Raw genomic sequence first — 15688 nt, 5'->3', positions numbered from 1 at the left:
GGGGCAATGCCCGGTAATTCTTGCTGCACCCGAATGGGGTAAGTCTCTCTGCGCAATATCTGCAGGTCGTTAGGTTTATTTCTATCGTGCGACACTAAACTTATAATGACTGATTTGTGATTTAGGCCTCCAAGTGGTCAGATATTTTTATGGAGAAACACACATCTGACGCGGTGGCCCAGGCTGCTACGCCCACGCCGCAGAGCGGCGAACGTACATTCTTTGGCCACCCATGGGGCTTGGCCAACCTCTTTGGCGTGGAAATGTGGGAGCGATTTAGCTTCTATGGCATGCAAGCTCTTGTCTTGCTTTACATGTATTACTCCACTACCGATGGTGGTCTCGGCCTCGACCGAGCGGACGCGACGTCTATTGTGGGAGCCTACGGTGGCTTGGTCTACATGGCCTGCTTATTGGCTTCTCTTGTTGCTGACCGTGTCTTGGGTGCAGAACGCACACTGTTTTACTCGGCCAGCATGGTGATGCTTGGCCACATTGCTTTGGCATTTGTTCCCGAAATAACTGGTTTGGCTATTGGCCTCGTCCTTATTGCCATCGGCTCCGGCGGTGTTAAGACCACCGCGCAGGTCGTGCTTGGTGCTATGTACAGTCGCGATGACCCGCGCCGCGATGGTGGCTTCTCCATCTTCTATATGGGCGTTAATATCGGCGCGCTTGTTGGTCCGCTGCTCACCACCGCGCTGTGGGGCTGGCAGGGTTTCCATTGGGGTTTCGGTATTGCAGCAATTGGCATGGCGCTCGGCCTGATCCAGTATTCGCTCATGCGCAAGACCACCATTAAGGATGCGGGGCACGAGGTTCCAAACCCGGCTAGCCGGAAGCAATTGCTCATGGGTGTGGTGGTAGTTGCAGCCATCATCGTGGTTATGGTGGTGGCATTGGCTACCGGCGCTATTCAGGTTGATTGGCTGTCCAATATTGTCACCACGGTTGCTCTGGTTGCAGCAATCTATCTGTGGGCACAGATGTATACCTCGAAGTTGGTGACCCGGGAGGAAAAGAACCGCCTGTTGGGGTTTATTCCGATGTTTATTTCCGGTGTTTTGTTCTTCGGAATCTTCCAGCAGCAGTTTACGGTGATGACGATTTATTCGGATGTGCGCCTGGACCGCCACATGTTTGGCTGGGAAATCCCGCCATCACTGGTACAGTCCATTAACCCGATCTTTATTGTTATTTTCTCCGCTGTCTTCGCAACGATGTGGACGAAGCTAGGGGATAGGCAGTGGTCCACCCCAGTAAAGTTCGGCGTAGCCAATATCGTCATCGGCATCTCCTTGTTCTTCTTCCTTCCTTTCTCGGGTGCGGAAGCGAACTCCACCCCGATGTTTGTCATCGTTTTCATCCTCTTCCTTTTCACCATGGCGGAGCTCCTTCTTTCGCCGGTGGGCAATGCGCTTGCCACCAAGGTGGCGCCGGTGGCATTCCCGTCCCGCATGATGGCGGTGTGGATGATGGCGGTGGCTATGGGTACCTCGCTGGCCGGCTCCTTGGCTAGCTTCTATAACCCGGATGATGCAGGCGCGGAGAATACCTTCTTCATCTCCCTTGGTGTTGTATCCATCGTGTTGGGTGCCATCCTGCTTGTTCTAAGCCGCTGGGTGGTAAAGAAGTTCTCTACCTTCCGCTAGATGCTGTAAAACATCCTTAAATGGGAGGTATGTCGGCGTGATGTTGGCATAACTCCCTAAGTGGTTTTTATCACTCGGGTTAAGCAGGGGAGGTGGGGGCATTTAATTGGCATTAGCTGGGGAAATTTTATCCCTTTGGAATTCTCTTGGGCTCGATTCTGAGCCCCAGCAGGTTAACAAAAGGTTAACCAAAGGAAATGTTAAAGAAAAGCAATTGTCTGCGGATAGGTGCAGGAGTAATCTGCATTTCGTCCGCGACGTGTGAAGGCGCCGCAGATGCGTACCGTGTTCATCTTTTCTTTCCAAGGGGCCAACGCTGTGACAGCGACTCTGATTATCCTCGGCATTGTGGTGGTGACCGCCCTTGCCTTTGACTTTACGAACGGATTTCATGACACTGCCAACGCGATGGCTACGTCCATTGCCACTGGTGCTTTGAAGCCTTTTACCGCGGTAGCCATCTCCGCAGCGCTTAACCTTGTGGGTGCCTTCCTTTCGGTCAATGTTGCTGCGACCGTGGCAAAGGGCATTGTTAACCTTGATTCCTACGACCTGTCTGGCGCCGCCGCTGATACCGACGGCCAGGCACTGTTGATGGTCGTCTTCACTGGCCTTATCGGCGGCATCATCTGGAACCTGTTCACCTGGTTGCTGGGTATGCCGTCCAGTTCCTCCCACGCCTTGTTCGGTGGCCTTATTGGTGCCGCCTTCGCTGCGATGGGCTCGGCTGGCGTGGAGTGGTCCTCCATTGCCGGCAAGATCATTATCCCGGCCGTTGCCTCGCCTATCATCGCGGCGCTGGTTTCGGCGTGTGCCACGTTCCTTATCTACTGGGTAACCAACACCATCCCGAATAAGGCTAAGAACGAGCACTTCCGCCACGGTCAGATCGTCACTGCGTGCCTGGTGTCCCTGGCGCACGGCGCTGGCGATGCACAGAAGACCATGGGCGTTATCTTCCTGGCGCTGGTTGCCTCTGGGCATGCGGTTGCAGACGCCCGCATTCCAACCTGGGTTATCGTTTCTTGTGCTGTGGCTATCGCGGCCGGCACTCTGTCCGGCGGCTGGCGCGTTATCCGCACCCTGGGCAAGGGTCTGGTGGAGATTGAGTCCCCACAGGGCATGGCCGCTGAAGCTACTTCTGCAGCCATCATCCTCACCTCTGCTACCGGTGGTATGGCACTGTCCACCACCCACGTGTCCACCGGTTCCATCCTGGGTACCGGCCTGGGTCGCCGTGGTGCCGAGGTTCGCTGGGGTGTTGCCATGCGCATGGTGTCCGCATGGCTCATCACCTTGCCGTGCGCTGCGTTCGTGGGCTTTGCTACCTGGTGGTTAGCGTATGGCGTCTCCTCCTTCACTAACGTGGCAACCGGTGCCATCGTGGACTTCGTCTTGCTGCTGGCAATGGCCGCGCTCATTGTCATCCGTTCCCGCATGAACCCGGTGGATGCTTCCAACGTCAACAACGACTGGGAACCAAACTCCGAGTCCGTGGATTCTTCCATGGGTGCGGGCTCTGACCGCAAGGAGCCAGTTGCTGCCGGCGCCGCACCAGTGTCCGCTACCAATGCGGAGGATGCCTCCGCGCCGTCTACTGTTCAAGAGGAGCGCTAAACCATGACTGCTGCAGAAATCTTCCAGTCCCTCATTCACGTTGCAGGCTTGGCGTTGGTCTTCGGCGCTGGCATTCCGCTACTTTTCTCCTTGGGCATGCGGTGTATGACCGGTGACCCCATTCGCGACGACAACGGCGTCGTTGTTGGCGATACCCCTGCAAGCCCTCAGATGAAGGTGCTTGGCTGGACTGTCTATGCGGTGCTGGCCGTAGTTATCCTGGTGGCCATCATGTGGATTGCCCGCGATACGCTGGACCACTACTTTGGCTTCACGCCGTTTGGTGACCTCTAAGTCATTGTCCTTCCTTGGGGGTAAACCTCTAATGTGGCGTGCGACACACTTTCTTTAAGTTAACAAAAGGTTAACTTAAAGCGACCAAAGGGTTGCCTAACGAGGGTATGTCGCGTATATTCCTCTGTATCAAACAGAGAGAAAGCCACATGGAGGTGTGAGAAATGAACATGATGCGTTCTTTGATGGACGGCATCGCTGATGCGTTCAAGAGCTCCACCACTGGTACCGGCCTGGACACCATTTCGGAAGCTCCAGTTCGTGCTTTGGTGGCAGAAACCCTGCTTGACGCTGATAAGACTCCTGCTACGACCAAAGACGTTGCAGAGGCACTAGAAACCGTTACCGGTCATGCACCGGATGAACTTGAGATGCTCGATGCAGAACTTTTTCTGCTCGACTTCGACTGGCTACAGTAAGTAGCAAATGAATGAAATCCCACGAGGCCCCTCGCCGCATACTGTGTAGTGAGGGGCCTCGTGCTTTGTGCACATGGGGGGCGTCGGCAAGCGCGGCTAATCGCACGGCGGCAGTATGGCTTCGGGAGTCTCAGGCAAGAGCTGGCCGCCATCTATGACGAGGGTTTGGCCGGTGATGTAGCCTGCCTCTTCCGAGGCCAGGAAGGCTGCAGCAGTGCCAATATCGCGCGGGGTGCCCAGGCGGTGCAGCGGTACTGACCGCGTCATTTGATCGAGGTACTCCTGGCCTTGGGTCTCGAGGCCCTCGGTGAGGATATTGCCTGGGAGGACGCCGTTAATGGTGATGCCATCGCGGGCCACTTCCAGCGCGGCTGAACGCATAAACCCCTGCTGGGCGGCCTTGGAGGCGCCGTAGTGGGCCCAACCCGGAAAGCCCGTGTGTGAGCCGGTGATAGATGTGGTGATGACGATGCGCCCATAGCGGCGTTGCTTGAGGTAGGGGAGTGCCTCTTGGACCACCTTGAAGGTGCCGTGGGTGTTGATGGCAAACATCGCCTCCCACTTTTCATCGGTCATCTCTGCCAGCGGACAGTTGGGAAAGACCCCGGCATTGGAGCACACAATGTCGAAGCCGCCGTGCTCGGCAGTGACCTGGCGGTACATGTCCTTAACCGAAGCGCGGTCGGTGACGTCCACACGAATGGCGCTGGCACCCAACTCCTTAGCGGTAGCGGTGGCGTGGTCGAGGTCTATATCGGCGATGACAACGGTGGCGCCGGCCTCCCGCAGCGAGGCGACGATGCCGCGGCCAATGCCGGAGGCGCCGCCGGTGACAATGGCTACTCGTCCTGTGAGATCGAACATTATGCTCCTGTTCCTAAAAGGGGTGGGATGAGGGTGATTTCACCTTCTAGTTTAGGCCGCAGGAGCAGGAAAGGCCTGGGAAATTCGCCACGCGGGAGGGAATGAATGAAGGGCCTGTCGGGTTGATTTACTAAGGTAGAAACAGATGAAGATTAAGCCGCTCGGAAGGGTAGAATCGTCCTTCCAACTGTGGATAGCGGTACGAAAAGCGAGTGTGAAAGAACTTAATGGCACGTATGCAAGAAAGCGCTGACCTGCTCAAGTGTTCCTTTTGTGGCAAGAGTCAGAAGCAGGTGAAAAAGCTCATCGCCGGCGGCGGTGTCTACATCTGCGATGAGTGCATCGAGCTATGCAATGAGATCATCGAAGAGGAACTGGGCCAAGAGCAGGCGCAGGAATCCTCCGATGCGGAGGTGCGCCTGCCTCGGCCCTCGCAGATTTCCGCCTTCCTTGATAAGTACGTCATCGGCCAAGACAAGGCCAAGCGCGTCTTGTCTGTGGCAGTGTATAACCACTACAAGCGCATCAAGGCCGAAGAGTCGGCCGCATTGGAGGCCCGCCGCAAGAAGGCCGAGGGCGATGAGGTGGAGATTTCTAAGTCCAATATCTTGATGTTGGGCCCCACCGGTTCCGGTAAGACCTACCTAGCGCAGACCTTGGCCCGGCTTCTCGATGTCCCCTTTGCCATCGCCGATGCCACCAGCCTCACCGAGGCCGGCTACGTGGGCGAAGATGTGGAAAATATCCTCCTGAAGCTGCTGCAGGCCGCGGACTTTGACGTGGAGCGTGCCCAGCGCGGCATCATCTACGTCGATGAGGTGGACAAGATTTCCCGCAAGTCCGAAAATCCGTCCATTACCCGCGATGTCTCCGGTGAGGGCGTGCAGCAGGCGCTGCTGAAGATTCTAGAAGGCACCGTGGCGGCCATTCCGCCGCAAGGCGGCCGCAAGCACCCGAATCAGGAGTTTATCCAGCTGGATACCTCCAATATCTTGTTCATTGTGGCCGGCGCCTTCGCAGGCCTGGATCAGGTCATTGCGGATCGCGTGGGCAAGAAAGGCGTGGGCTTTGGCGCCAACTTGGATACCAAGGACGAGCGCGAAAAGGTTGACCTTTTCTCCCAGGTGCGTCCCGAGGACCTAGTGAAGTTCGGCCTTATTCCAGAGTTCATCGGCCGCCTACCTGTCGTGGCCACGGTGGATAACCTGGACCGTGAATCCCTGGTGAAGGTGCTCACCGAGCCAAAGAACTCGCTGGTTAAGCAGTACAGCCGCCTCTTCGAGATGGATGACTGCGAATTGGAGATTGAGCCTGCGGCTTTGGATGCCATCGCGGAGCTCGCCTTGGAGCGCAAGACGGGTGCGCGTGGCCTGCGCGCCATCATGGAAGAGCTTTTAGTCCCGGTCATGTACGATCTGCCGGACCGCGAAGACATCGCCACGGTGCATATCACCCCAGAGTGCGTGACCGAAGGCGCGGAGCCGCAGTTTAGCTATAAGGATGAGGCAAAAGAATCTGCCTAAGGGCTCTCCGCTTACATCCTTGCCACTGTCCGCAGGCAGGGTAGGGCGTGGGTCGGAAGGTCCGCGCTATTACTCCTCGCTGTAGATATCCTGCGGGGAGGCCTCGTCGCCTTCCTTGGTATCGAACGAGGACGAGGTGAGGTAGGACTCGTGGCCCGAGGCCGGAATATTGGCGGTCAAAAACGCCAGCACAGCATCAACGGTGAGCCTATGCATGCCGTCGATATTTTCTTGGGTATTGAAATTAACGCCCAGCATGTTTTCCACCATCACCTGGTTGGTTACGCGGTAGACCGTCAACGAGGAAATCAGGGTGAAAATGTCATTGGCGGAGATGCCGGGGCGGAAGGCGCCGGCATCTTGGCCCAAGAGCAGCAGGCGGTCGAGGTGGAGGGCTACCCCGGCGACGTCGGCAATAGCCTGCTGTGCCGGGTCCAGAATCTGCTGGTTAGTTTCCCACACCAGCATGCGGATGGCCTCCGGGTTGGCTACGCGCTCGCGAAAGAGCCAATCCACCAGCTTGCGCACGCCTTCGACCGGAACCGTGGTATCGATTTCCAGGGCATCCTCAGGCGGATTGAGGCGCTGCGCGGCGGTGCTCAGCGCTCGTAGGTAAAGGCCCTTCTTATCACCAAAGTGGTAATGGATCATGCGCTTGGACATGCCGGATTCTTGGGCGATGGATTCCAGCTTGGTTTCTGCAAAGCCAAAGCGAGAAAACTGCTTGATCGCAACGTCCACCACGGAGTCAATGCTGACGGACTCCGCGTGGGCCGCGAGAGCAGAATCTGCCTGGTCTGCAGCTTGCAGTGGGTCAGTATTCTCAGTGCTCATTGCGTAAGTCCTTAATCCTTGCGGCGCGGCGGTGGCGCGGTGAACTGATGTCTCATAGTGCGGGAGTAGGAAATCCCTAGGCATTCTGGGTGTGCAGCGTGGGGGAGTGTCCCGCATTTCCTTTTCCTATCATGCCCGATTAATCACCCCGTGCGGGAGTATCTGGCCCATTGGGGGCGCTAATTTGGAGGTAAATGGGGGTAATTTAACGCAAGTGCTCTAGATTTTCCCTCCAAAAGAGGGGGCCAGATTCACAGCGCGAATGCTGGCAGTGGGGCTAAGCTCGGTGGTGGATTACATTCCGTGGCGGTGCGAGCACACTGGCTCGCGTGTGCCGCCCATGTCGCAGCCATTATTGAGGAGGCTTTACACCATGACCCAGCCCGTCAAAATCACTGTCACCGGCGCCGCCGGCAACATCGCGTATTCGCTGCTGTGGCGCATCGCTGCTGGAGATGTGTATGGCAAGGACACCCCGGTGGACCTAGCATTGCTGGAAATTCCCGCTGCGGTGGAAAAGGCCCAAGGTGTTGCCATGGAGCTCAATGACTCCGCCCTGCCGTTGGTTAACTCCATTACGGTTACTGATGATCTCAAGGAAGCCTTTGAAAACACCTCCGCCGCCTTCCTCGTCGGCGCTCGCCCCCGCAGCAAGGGCATGGAGCGCGCCGACCTGCTGGAGGCTAATGGCGCCATCTTCACCAAGCAGGGCAAGGCCATCAATGACTACGCCGCGCGCGATGTCCGCGTGCTAGTCGTGGGCAACCCGGCTAATACCAATGCCCTCATCGCGGCGAATAATGCCCCGGATTTGGATGATTCCCAGTTCACTGCCCTCATGCGCCTGGACCACAACCGCACCCTGAGCCAGCTAGCACTGAAGACCGGAAAGTCCACCACCGATTTCAACAAGGTGGCGGTATGGGGCAACCATTCTGCTAGCCAATTCCCGGATATTACCTACTCCAACGCTGAGGTGGACCAGGACTGGTACCGCGAAGAAATGATCCCCAAGGTGGCCAAGCGCGGTGCGGAGATTATTGAGGTTCGCGGCAGCTCCTCGGCTGCTTCGGCGGCGTCGGCAGCCGTGGACCACATGCATGACTGGATTCATGGCACCGAGGACTGGCGCACCGCGGCGGTGCCATCGGACGGATCCTACGGCGTCGACAAGGGCCTTATTTGCGGATTCCCCACGGTCAGCCGCAATGGCCAGTGGGAGATCGTGCAGGGACTGGAGCTCACTGAGTTCCAAAAGGAGCGCATCGAGGCCTCCGTGGCCGAGCTGCGTGAGGAGCGCAAGGCCGTGGCGGACCTGCTCTAGAACCCGCTCGGTGCGCACCTTATACTCGGTGCGCACCCTGCCTGGCTGAGCCGGTTGACGTGCAAGGTAGAATCGGCCAGGTGACTGAGCAAAATAATGAGCAATTAGTTGGTACCAACCGCGCCGATGCGCTGCCTAAGTCGTGGGAGCCGCAGGCCGTAGAGAAGGACCTCTATGAGGGCTGGGTAGAAAAGGGCTACTTCACTCCGGATGCGAATTCGGAGGCCGAGCCTTATTCCATCGTGCTGCCGCCGCCAAATGTGACCGGCCAGCTGCACATGGGCCACGCCCTGGACCACACGCTGATTGATTCCATTATCCGCCGCAAGCGCATGCAGGGCTACGCCACCTTGTGGTTGCCCGGTGCCGATCACGCCGGCATTGCCACCCAGACCAAGGTCGAGGCCAAGCTCAAGGAGACCGAGGGCAAAAAGCGCTGGGACTATGAGCGCGAAGAATTCATTGGCAAGGTCTGGGAGTGGAAGGAGCAGTACGGCGGCACCATCCAGAACCAGATGCGCGCCATCGGTGACTCCGTGGACTGGTCCCGCGAGCGCTTCACCTTGGATGATGGTCTCTCCCGCGCCGTCCAGACCATCTTTAAGAACCTCTACGATGAGGGCATGATCTACCAGGCCAACCGCCTGGTGAACTGGTCGCCGGTGCTAGAGACCGCCGTCTCCGATATCGAGGTCGTGTACAAGGACGTCGAGGGCGAGCTGGTATCTATCCGCTATGGCTCGCTCAATGACGATGAACCGCACCTCATCGTGGCCACCACCCGTGTAGAAACCATGCTGGGTGACGTTGCCATTGCCGTACACCCAGACGACGAGCGCTATGCTGACTTGGTGGGCAAGGAGCTGCCGCACCCGTTCCGCGATGACCTGACGCTCAAGATCATCGCCGATGACTACGTGGACATGGAATTCGGTACCGGCGCGGTGAAGATCACCCCGGCGCACGACCCGAATGACTACGCGATGGGCACCCGTCACAACTTGGATATGCCCACCGTTATCGATACCACCGGCCACATTGCCAATACCGGCACCCGCTTCGACGGCCTGACCCGCGAGGAAGCCCGCGTGGAGATCCGCGAAGCGCTGCGCGAGCAGGGCCGCATCGTCAAGGAAATCCGCCCGTACGTCCACTCCGTGGGCCACTCGGAGCGCTCCGGCGAGCCTATCGAGCCGCGCCTGTCCCTGCAGTGGTTTGTGGACGTAGCCAAGATGGCCAAGGCCTCTGGCGACGCCGTGCGTGAGGGCGATACCACCCTGCACCCGCAGTCGCTCGAGCCGCGCTACTTCGAGTGGGTCGATGACATGCACGATTGGTGCATCTCCCGCCAGCTGTGGTGGGGCCACCGCATTCCTATCTGGTATGGACCAGAAGGCGAGGACGGCCAGCGAGACATCGTCTGTGTCGGCCCTGATGATGAGCCGCCGGCAGGATACGAGCAGGATCCGGACGTGCTGGATACCTGGTTCTCCTCCGCGCTGTGGCCATTTTCCACCCTGGGTTGGCCAGAAAAGACCCCGGATCTGGAGAAGTTCTATCCCACCAACGTGCTGGTCACCGCCTATGACATCTTGTTCTTCTGGGTGGTCCGCATGATGATGTTCGGCACCTTTGCCGGCACCCACACCCCGGAGCTTTTGGGTGAGGGCACCGATGGTCGCCCGCAGGTGCCGTTCAAGGATCTCTACCTGCACGGCCTGGTCCGCGATGAGCAGGGCCGCAAGATGTCCAAGTCCTTGGGTAACGGCATTGACCCGATGGATTGGGTACGCGATTACGGTGCGGACGCCCTGCGCTTTACCCTGGCGCGCGGCGCTAACCCGGGCGTCGACTTGCCGCTGGGATCCGACGCCGCTGCGGCCGCCCGCAATTTTGCCACCAAGTTGTTCAACGCCACCAAGTTCGCGCTCATGAATGGCGCGGGTGTGGCTGCGCTGCCGAACCGCGAGGAGCTTAGCGACGCCGACCGGTGGATCCTTGACCGTGCCGAAGAGGTCCGCGCCAAGGTGGATGCCTACCTGGATGACTTCCAGTTTGCTAAGGCCAACGAGCTGCTCTACCACTTCACCTGGGACGAGCTGTGTGACTGGTACTTGGAGATTGCTAAGACCCAGATCCCGCGCGATGGCGTAAGCGAGCAGGGCCGCAATACCCAGATCGTGTTGGGCCGCGTGCTCGACGTCGTCCTGCGCCTGCTGCACCCGACCATGCCTTTCGTCACCGAGGTGCTCTGGAAGGCGCTGACCGGCGGCGAGTCCATCGTCGTTGCACCGTGGCCTACCGTTGCCGATACCAATGGTGGCGCCACCAAGGATGAGGTGGCCGCCCGCCGCATCGAGGACGCCGATAAGCTCATCACCGAGCTGCGCCGCTTCCGCTCGGACCAGGGCGTAAAGCCTTCTCAGAAGGTGCCGGGCCGCCTCGATTTCACCGCAGCGGATCTCGCCGGCCAAGAGGAACTGGTGCGCAATCTGGCCAATACCACCGCCCCGGGCGAGGATTTCGATCCTTCCGCCTCCATCGAGGTGCGCCTTTCCCAGGCCACCGTGGAGGTCACCCTGGATACCCACGGCGCGGTGGACGTAGAAGCCGAGCGCAAGCGCCTAGAAAAGGACCTGGCCAAGGCCAATAAGGAACTGGAGCAGACCGGCAAGAAGCTGGGCAACGAGAACTTCTTGTCCAAGGCACCGGAAGAAGTGGTCAATAAGATTAAGGAGCGCCAGCAGGTCGCCCGCGAAGAGGTCGAGCGCATCACCAGCCGTTTGGAGGGGCTGAAGTAGTGGCGGACAAGGACAAGGAGACAGAGGACTTCGAAATCGTCGATGCCCTCAAAGAAGGCACCGACGGTGGCCCGGTGGAAATCACCGAGTCCGGCCTGACGCTCAACTTGGGCATGGGCAGCGAGGACGAGTACAACGAGGCTGCACCACAAGAGGTGTCGGCCGAAGAGCTGCGCGCCCTCGCAGAGGTCGAAGAAGAGCTCAATGAGCGCTGGCCCGAGACCAAGATTGAGCCTTCCCTCGATCGCATCGAGATGCTCATGGATCTGCTCGGCCATCCTGAGCGTTCCTTCGACGTCATCCACATTGCCGGCACCAACGGCAAGTCCTCTACCGCGCGCATGGTGGATTCGCTCCTGCGCGCCTTCCACCGCCGCGTCGGCCTTGTCACCAGCCCGCACCTGCAGCGCGTTACGGAGCGCATCGGCATCGATGGCCAGCCCATCCACCCGCGCGATTATGTGCGCATCTGGCACGAGATCAAGCCCTTTGTGGAGATGGTCGATGCCCAGTCGGACGTCCCCATGTCCAAGTTCGAGGTCCTCGTCGGCTTGTCCTATGCCGCGTTTGCCGACGCCCCCGTGGACGTCGCCGTTGTTGAAGTCGGCCTCGGCGGCCGGTGGGATGCCACCAACGTGGTCAACGCGGACGTCTCCGTCATTACCCCGGTGGGCTTGGACCACACGGATTACCTGGGCGACACTCTCGCAGAGATTGCCGGTGAAAAGGCCGGCATTATCAAGCCGCGCGAGGATGCCGATGATCCGCTGACTCCAAACGAAAACATTGTGGTCATCGCGGAACAGGATCCGGAAGCAATGCGGGTTATCCTGCAGCAGGCCGTGGACGTCGAGGCGGGCGTCGCCCGCTCCGGCTCCGAATTTGCCGCCCTCGAGTCCCGCATCGCCGTCGGCGGTCAACAGGTCAACATCCAGGGCCTTGGCGGCCTGTACGAGGACATTTTCCTGCCCCTGCATGGCGAGCACCAGGCCAAAAATTCCGCTGTGGCTCTTGCTGCGGTGGAGGCTTTCTTCGGCGCCTCGGCCGGCCACCCGCTGGATGTTGCGACCGTGCGCAATGGTTTTGCCCAAGCTATTTCACCCGGCCGCCTGGAACGCGTGCGCACGTCGCCGACGACGTTTATTGACGCCGCCCATAATCCACATGGCGCCAAGGCCCTAGGTGCTGCATTGGACCGCGATTTCGACTTCGCTCGCCTCATCGGTGTGCTGTCCATTTTCGCGGATAAGGACTCCATCGGCATCCTCACCGCACTTGAGCCTTACCTCACCGAGGTAGTCATCACCCAAAACTCCTCGCCGCGCGCCCTCGATGCCTACGACTTGGCAGAGACCGCCCGCGATATCTTTGGCGAAGAGCGCGTGCACGTAGCCGATAGCCTGCCGGGCGCCTATGCCCAGGCCGTGGAGCTTGCCGAGGACGCCGAGGTCCAATCCGGCTCCGGCATCATCATCACCGGCTCGGTCGTCACCGCTGGCGATGCCCGCGCGATGTTTGGAAAGGAACCTGCATGAGCCGCGACAATCACCACCCGCGCGGAGAGCACCAACCCCGCCCGCCCCGCCGCACCCGCGGCCGCGAAGAACAGATCCCGGAAAGCGAGATCGGCCCCCTCGGCATGGGCCAAGCCCCAGTCAAGGATCCGCTCAAAAGCTTTAACGGGATGGTCATTGCCAGCTCCCTGACCATGGAGGCGCTTGCCCTATCCTTCGCACTGCCGATGCTGTACAAGCTCTATGACGGCACCTTGTGGACCCCCTTTAACTACGGCTTTGTCATCGCCGCAGTGGTATTCCACCTCGTGATGATCGCATTCATGAATAAGAAGTGGGCGCTGTCTGTCATCGTATGGGCGCAGCTGTTGTGCGTCATTGTGGGCTTTATGGTCCACTGGGCTGTGGCCGCCATCTTCATCATCTTTGGCATGGAGTGGCTGCTGGCCGTCTACCTGCGCAGCAACCTCATCGCCCGCATGAAGCGCGGTTACCTCACCACGCAGCACCTCAACGAGAAATAGCACGGTAGCCTTGACGCCTTCGGCGAGTGGGCAAGACGCGATAGACTGGCGGCCATGCGCACTCTCTATCTCGTCCTTGCCGCACTCGCCTGCATCGCTGCGGTGGTAGCCCGCGCCGCAACGGGAACGCCGTGGCTACCTCTAGTCGCCCTCATTATTGGCGGTGTTTTTCTGGTTTTGGCCCTGCGGAGCAACTTCGAACCGGCCAAAGAAGCCACCTTCGAGGATTTGGATAAGGAACAGCGCGCGGAGCTGCAACGCTTGCTGGCCAATGGCCAGTTTGGCGCCGCAGTAGGCCAAGTGCGCCTGTGGTTTCGGGGCACCTCGCAGGAGCGTGCCGAAGAGATAGTTAAACAACTCGCATAGCCCTGGACCCTATACTTTTACCCCAAAGGAATACCCCAGCGCGCGACGCATGCGTGCGGTTTCGGTACAGTGTGGGGCATGACTGAACGTACACTGATTCTCATCAAGCCGGACGGCGTAAAGAACGGCCACGTAGGCGAAATCATCTCCCGCATCGAGCGCAAGGGCCTGAAGCTGGCCGAGCTCGATCTGCGCGTTGCTGACCGCGAGACCGCGGAGAAGCACTACGAGGAGCACAAGGATAAGCCATTCTTCGGTGACCTCGTCGAGTTCATCACCTCCGCACCGCTTATCGCTGGTGTTGTTGAGGGTGAGCGTGCCATCGAGGCATGGCGTCAGCTGGCCGGTGGCACCGATCCAGTTTCCAAGGCCACCCCGGGCACCATCCGCGGCGACTTTGCTCTGACCGTTGGCGAGAACATCGTGCACGGCTCTGACTCCCCTGAGTCTGCAGAGCGCGAGATCGCTATCTGGTTCCCGAACCTTTAAGTCTTACCAGCGTTTCGTACGCACTTAAGCCCGAGCCACCGGCTCGGGCTTTATTCATAGCGTCACCTGGTCTTCCGACATATCGGCAGCGGGCAGGAGCGCAACATGCCTACACTGGTGCGGCTAAGAACTATTTTCAACAAGACGTAGGGAGGCGCATATGCGCGGCTACGCGGTCGTAGACATTGAGACCACCGGATTTTCCTATAAGCACGGGCACCGCATCGTTGAAATTGGCGTCGTGGAGCTATCGCCGGAAGGAGCAGTGCAGGATTCCTGGGAGACGCTCATTAACCCGCAACGCCATATCGCGGACACGGAAATTCACGGCATTTCCGCCTCTGATGTTCTTGGCGCGCCCACCTTTGCGCAAGTAGCGGACAAGCTGGCTAATTCTCTCGAAGACCGCATATTCGTTGCTCACAATGCGGGATTCGATCGGACCTTTGTTCAGTCCGAGCTGCTGGCTTGTCGCGCCTGTTCTGAAGAGGCGTTGCCGGCGATCGATACGGCCGTGTTGGCACGCAGGTATCTTGGTCTTCCCAAGGTGAAGCTGGGGGATTGCTGCGCCCATCTGGGAATTCATAATGAGTTGGCACACTCCGCATTGGCGGATGCGATGGCCACGGCCCAACTATTCCAGCATTTCCTAGCCAATACCCCGGCAGCCCAAGAGGACTATATGAGTGAGCGCTTGGCTGAGCAACAGCTGTATCGCAGCCTGGCACCCCACCCGGGTTGGGCGGAGCCGGCACTTCTCAGCCGCGCAGCTGCGGAATCCGCCAAGCAAGCGGCACAGTACGGCGGCTGGTTCGCTGGGCTCGTCGCACAACGTGAGACGCCATCGAATACGGCTGCGGAAGACTATTTCAAGCTTCTCGATGCCGCCTTGCTTGACCGCCGCCTCTCCGCCACCGAGCAAACCCAATTGCTGGCCTTTGCTCAAGCACATGGGCTCGATGAACATGGTCTGCGCGAGCTGCATGAAGCCTATATCACGCTGCTGATTGAAGAAGCCTGGGCTGATGGTGTTGTCACGGCTGAGGAACGTGCCATCCTGGCTTCTGCCGGCCGCGCCTTGGGGATCCCGGCTGCTGATATCGAGGCTGCCGTAGACCCCGATACCGCTCCACAGGCAGAAGGTCGGCATGGTGCCCCTAGTGAAGAGGCACCGCAAGGTTCTGAAGAGGACGGCAGTATTGGCGGACTCGCCAGCATGGGCGGCATTGTGGTGAGCGCTGGCGAGCGAGTAACCATTACCGGCGCTAAGACCTACTCGACTGCGGAATGGGAAGAGTATTTTGCCGCGCACGGCGTGGAAATTGGCGGCCTAGCCAAAAAGACCAAGGTGCTCATCGCTGGTGACCCGGACTCGCAATCGGGCAAAGCCAAGAAAGCGAAGCAGTACGGCATTCCCATCGTTGCGGAAGACGTTGCCCGTGAGGTCATTCACTTCGCAGACTAGGA

The 15688-nt window shown here is 59.1% G+C and carries 14 protein-coding genes; 12 read left to right on the top strand and 2 right to left on the bottom strand.

Going from position 1 to position 15688, the window contains the following annotated elements:
- Positions 1–149 precede the first annotated feature (149 nt).
- The 4 genes from QP324_RS06475 to QP324_RS06460 all read left to right on the top strand — a co-directional run bounded on the left by QP324_RS06475 (position 150) and on the right by QP324_RS06460 (position 3982).
- Complete coding sequence (locus QP324_RS06475) at positions 150–1652, top strand: peptide MFS transporter (RefSeq protein WP_284766978.1); 1503 nt, start codon at positions 150–152, stop codon at positions 1650–1652.
- A gap of 318 nt (positions 1653–1970) precedes the next feature.
- A complete protein-coding gene (locus tag QP324_RS06470) occupies positions 1971–3269 on the top strand; it encodes an inorganic phosphate transporter (RefSeq protein WP_284815195.1) in 1299 nt (432 codons plus the stop codon).
- Positions 3270–3272: 3 nt separating this feature from the next.
- Complete coding sequence (locus tag QP324_RS06465) at positions 3273–3563, top strand: hypothetical protein (RefSeq protein WP_049377224.1); 291 nt, start codon at positions 3273–3275, stop codon at positions 3561–3563.
- A gap of 164 nt (positions 3564–3727) precedes the next feature.
- Positions 3728–3982, top strand: coding sequence for a hypothetical protein (locus QP324_RS06460; protein WP_049377223.1), 255 nt, complete (start codon positions 3728–3730; stop codon positions 3980–3982).
- A 96-nt stretch (positions 3983–4078) separates the two neighbouring features.
- On the opposite strand, the gene fabG is transcribed toward QP324_RS06460, so the two are convergent.
- Complete coding sequence (gene fabG / locus QP324_RS06455) at positions 4079–4846, bottom strand: 3-oxoacyl-ACP reductase FabG (protein ID WP_284815158.1); 768 nt, start codon at positions 4844–4846, stop codon at positions 4079–4081.
- Between the two features lie 227 nt (positions 4847–5073).
- Between fabG and clpX the strand changes: the two genes are divergently transcribed.
- Entirely contained in the window at positions 5074–6369 is a 1296-nt protein-coding gene (clpX, locus tag QP324_RS06450) for an ATP-dependent Clp protease ATP-binding subunit ClpX (protein WP_049377221.1), read from the top strand.
- 69 nt (positions 6370–6438) lie between these two features.
- Here the strand turns inward: clpX and QP324_RS06445 are convergent, their stop codons facing one another.
- Positions 6439–7203: a TetR/AcrR family transcriptional regulator gene (locus QP324_RS06445; protein WP_049377220.1), complete on the bottom strand. Its 765-nt coding sequence runs from the start codon at positions 7201–7203 to the stop codon at positions 6439–6441.
- A 373-nt stretch (positions 7204–7576) separates the two neighbouring features.
- On the opposite strand from QP324_RS06445, the gene QP324_RS06440 reads away from it, so the two are divergent.
- The 7 genes from QP324_RS06440 (at position 7577) to QP324_RS06410 (ending at position 15686) form a co-directional block, all read left to right on the top strand.
- Entirely contained in the window at positions 7577–8527 is a 951-nt protein-coding gene (locus QP324_RS06440; protein ID WP_239278323.1) for a malate dehydrogenase, read from the top strand.
- An 80-nt stretch (positions 8528–8607) separates the two neighbouring features.
- Entirely contained in the window at positions 8608–11328 is a 2721-nt protein-coding gene (locus QP324_RS06435; protein WP_284815156.1) for a valine--tRNA ligase, read from the top strand.
- Positions 11328–12863, top strand: coding sequence for a folylpolyglutamate synthase/dihydrofolate synthase family protein (locus QP324_RS06430; protein WP_284815154.1), 1536 nt, complete (start codon positions 11328–11330; stop codon positions 12861–12863). The genes QP324_RS06435 and QP324_RS06430 overlap by 1 nt, the downstream gene beginning before the upstream one ends.
- Positions 12860–13366, top strand: a complete 507-nt coding sequence (locus tag QP324_RS06425) for a DUF4233 domain-containing protein (protein WP_200435305.1) — start codon at positions 12860–12862, stop codon at positions 13364–13366. Before QP324_RS06430 ends, QP324_RS06425 begins: the two co-directional genes overlap by 4 nt.
- A gap of 54 nt (positions 13367–13420) precedes the next feature.
- On the top strand, positions 13421–13732 hold the full coding sequence (locus tag QP324_RS06420) for a hypothetical protein (RefSeq protein WP_204611171.1): 312 nt from the start codon (positions 13421–13423) through the stop codon (positions 13730–13732).
- A gap of 78 nt (positions 13733–13810) precedes the next feature.
- Positions 13811–14221: a nucleoside-diphosphate kinase gene (gene ndk, locus QP324_RS06415; RefSeq protein WP_005324068.1), complete on the top strand. Its 411-nt coding sequence runs from the start codon at positions 13811–13813 to the stop codon at positions 14219–14221.
- 160 nt (positions 14222–14381) lie between these two features.
- Positions 14382–15686 carry an exonuclease domain-containing protein gene (locus QP324_RS06410; RefSeq protein WP_284766970.1) on the top strand — a complete coding sequence of 435 codons (1305 nt, stop codon included), beginning with the start codon at positions 14382–14384 and terminating at the stop codon, positions 15684–15686.
- Positions 15687–15688 lie beyond the last annotated feature (2 nt).

Origin of the sequence: Corynebacterium sp. UMB0012 (genome assembly GCF_030216265.1) — a bacterium.
GTDB lineage: Bacteria > Actinomycetota > Actinomycetes > Mycobacteriales > Mycobacteriaceae > Corynebacterium.
Note: the sequence above shows the minus strand (reverse complement) of the source record. Positions and strands in the feature narration are given on the sequence as shown.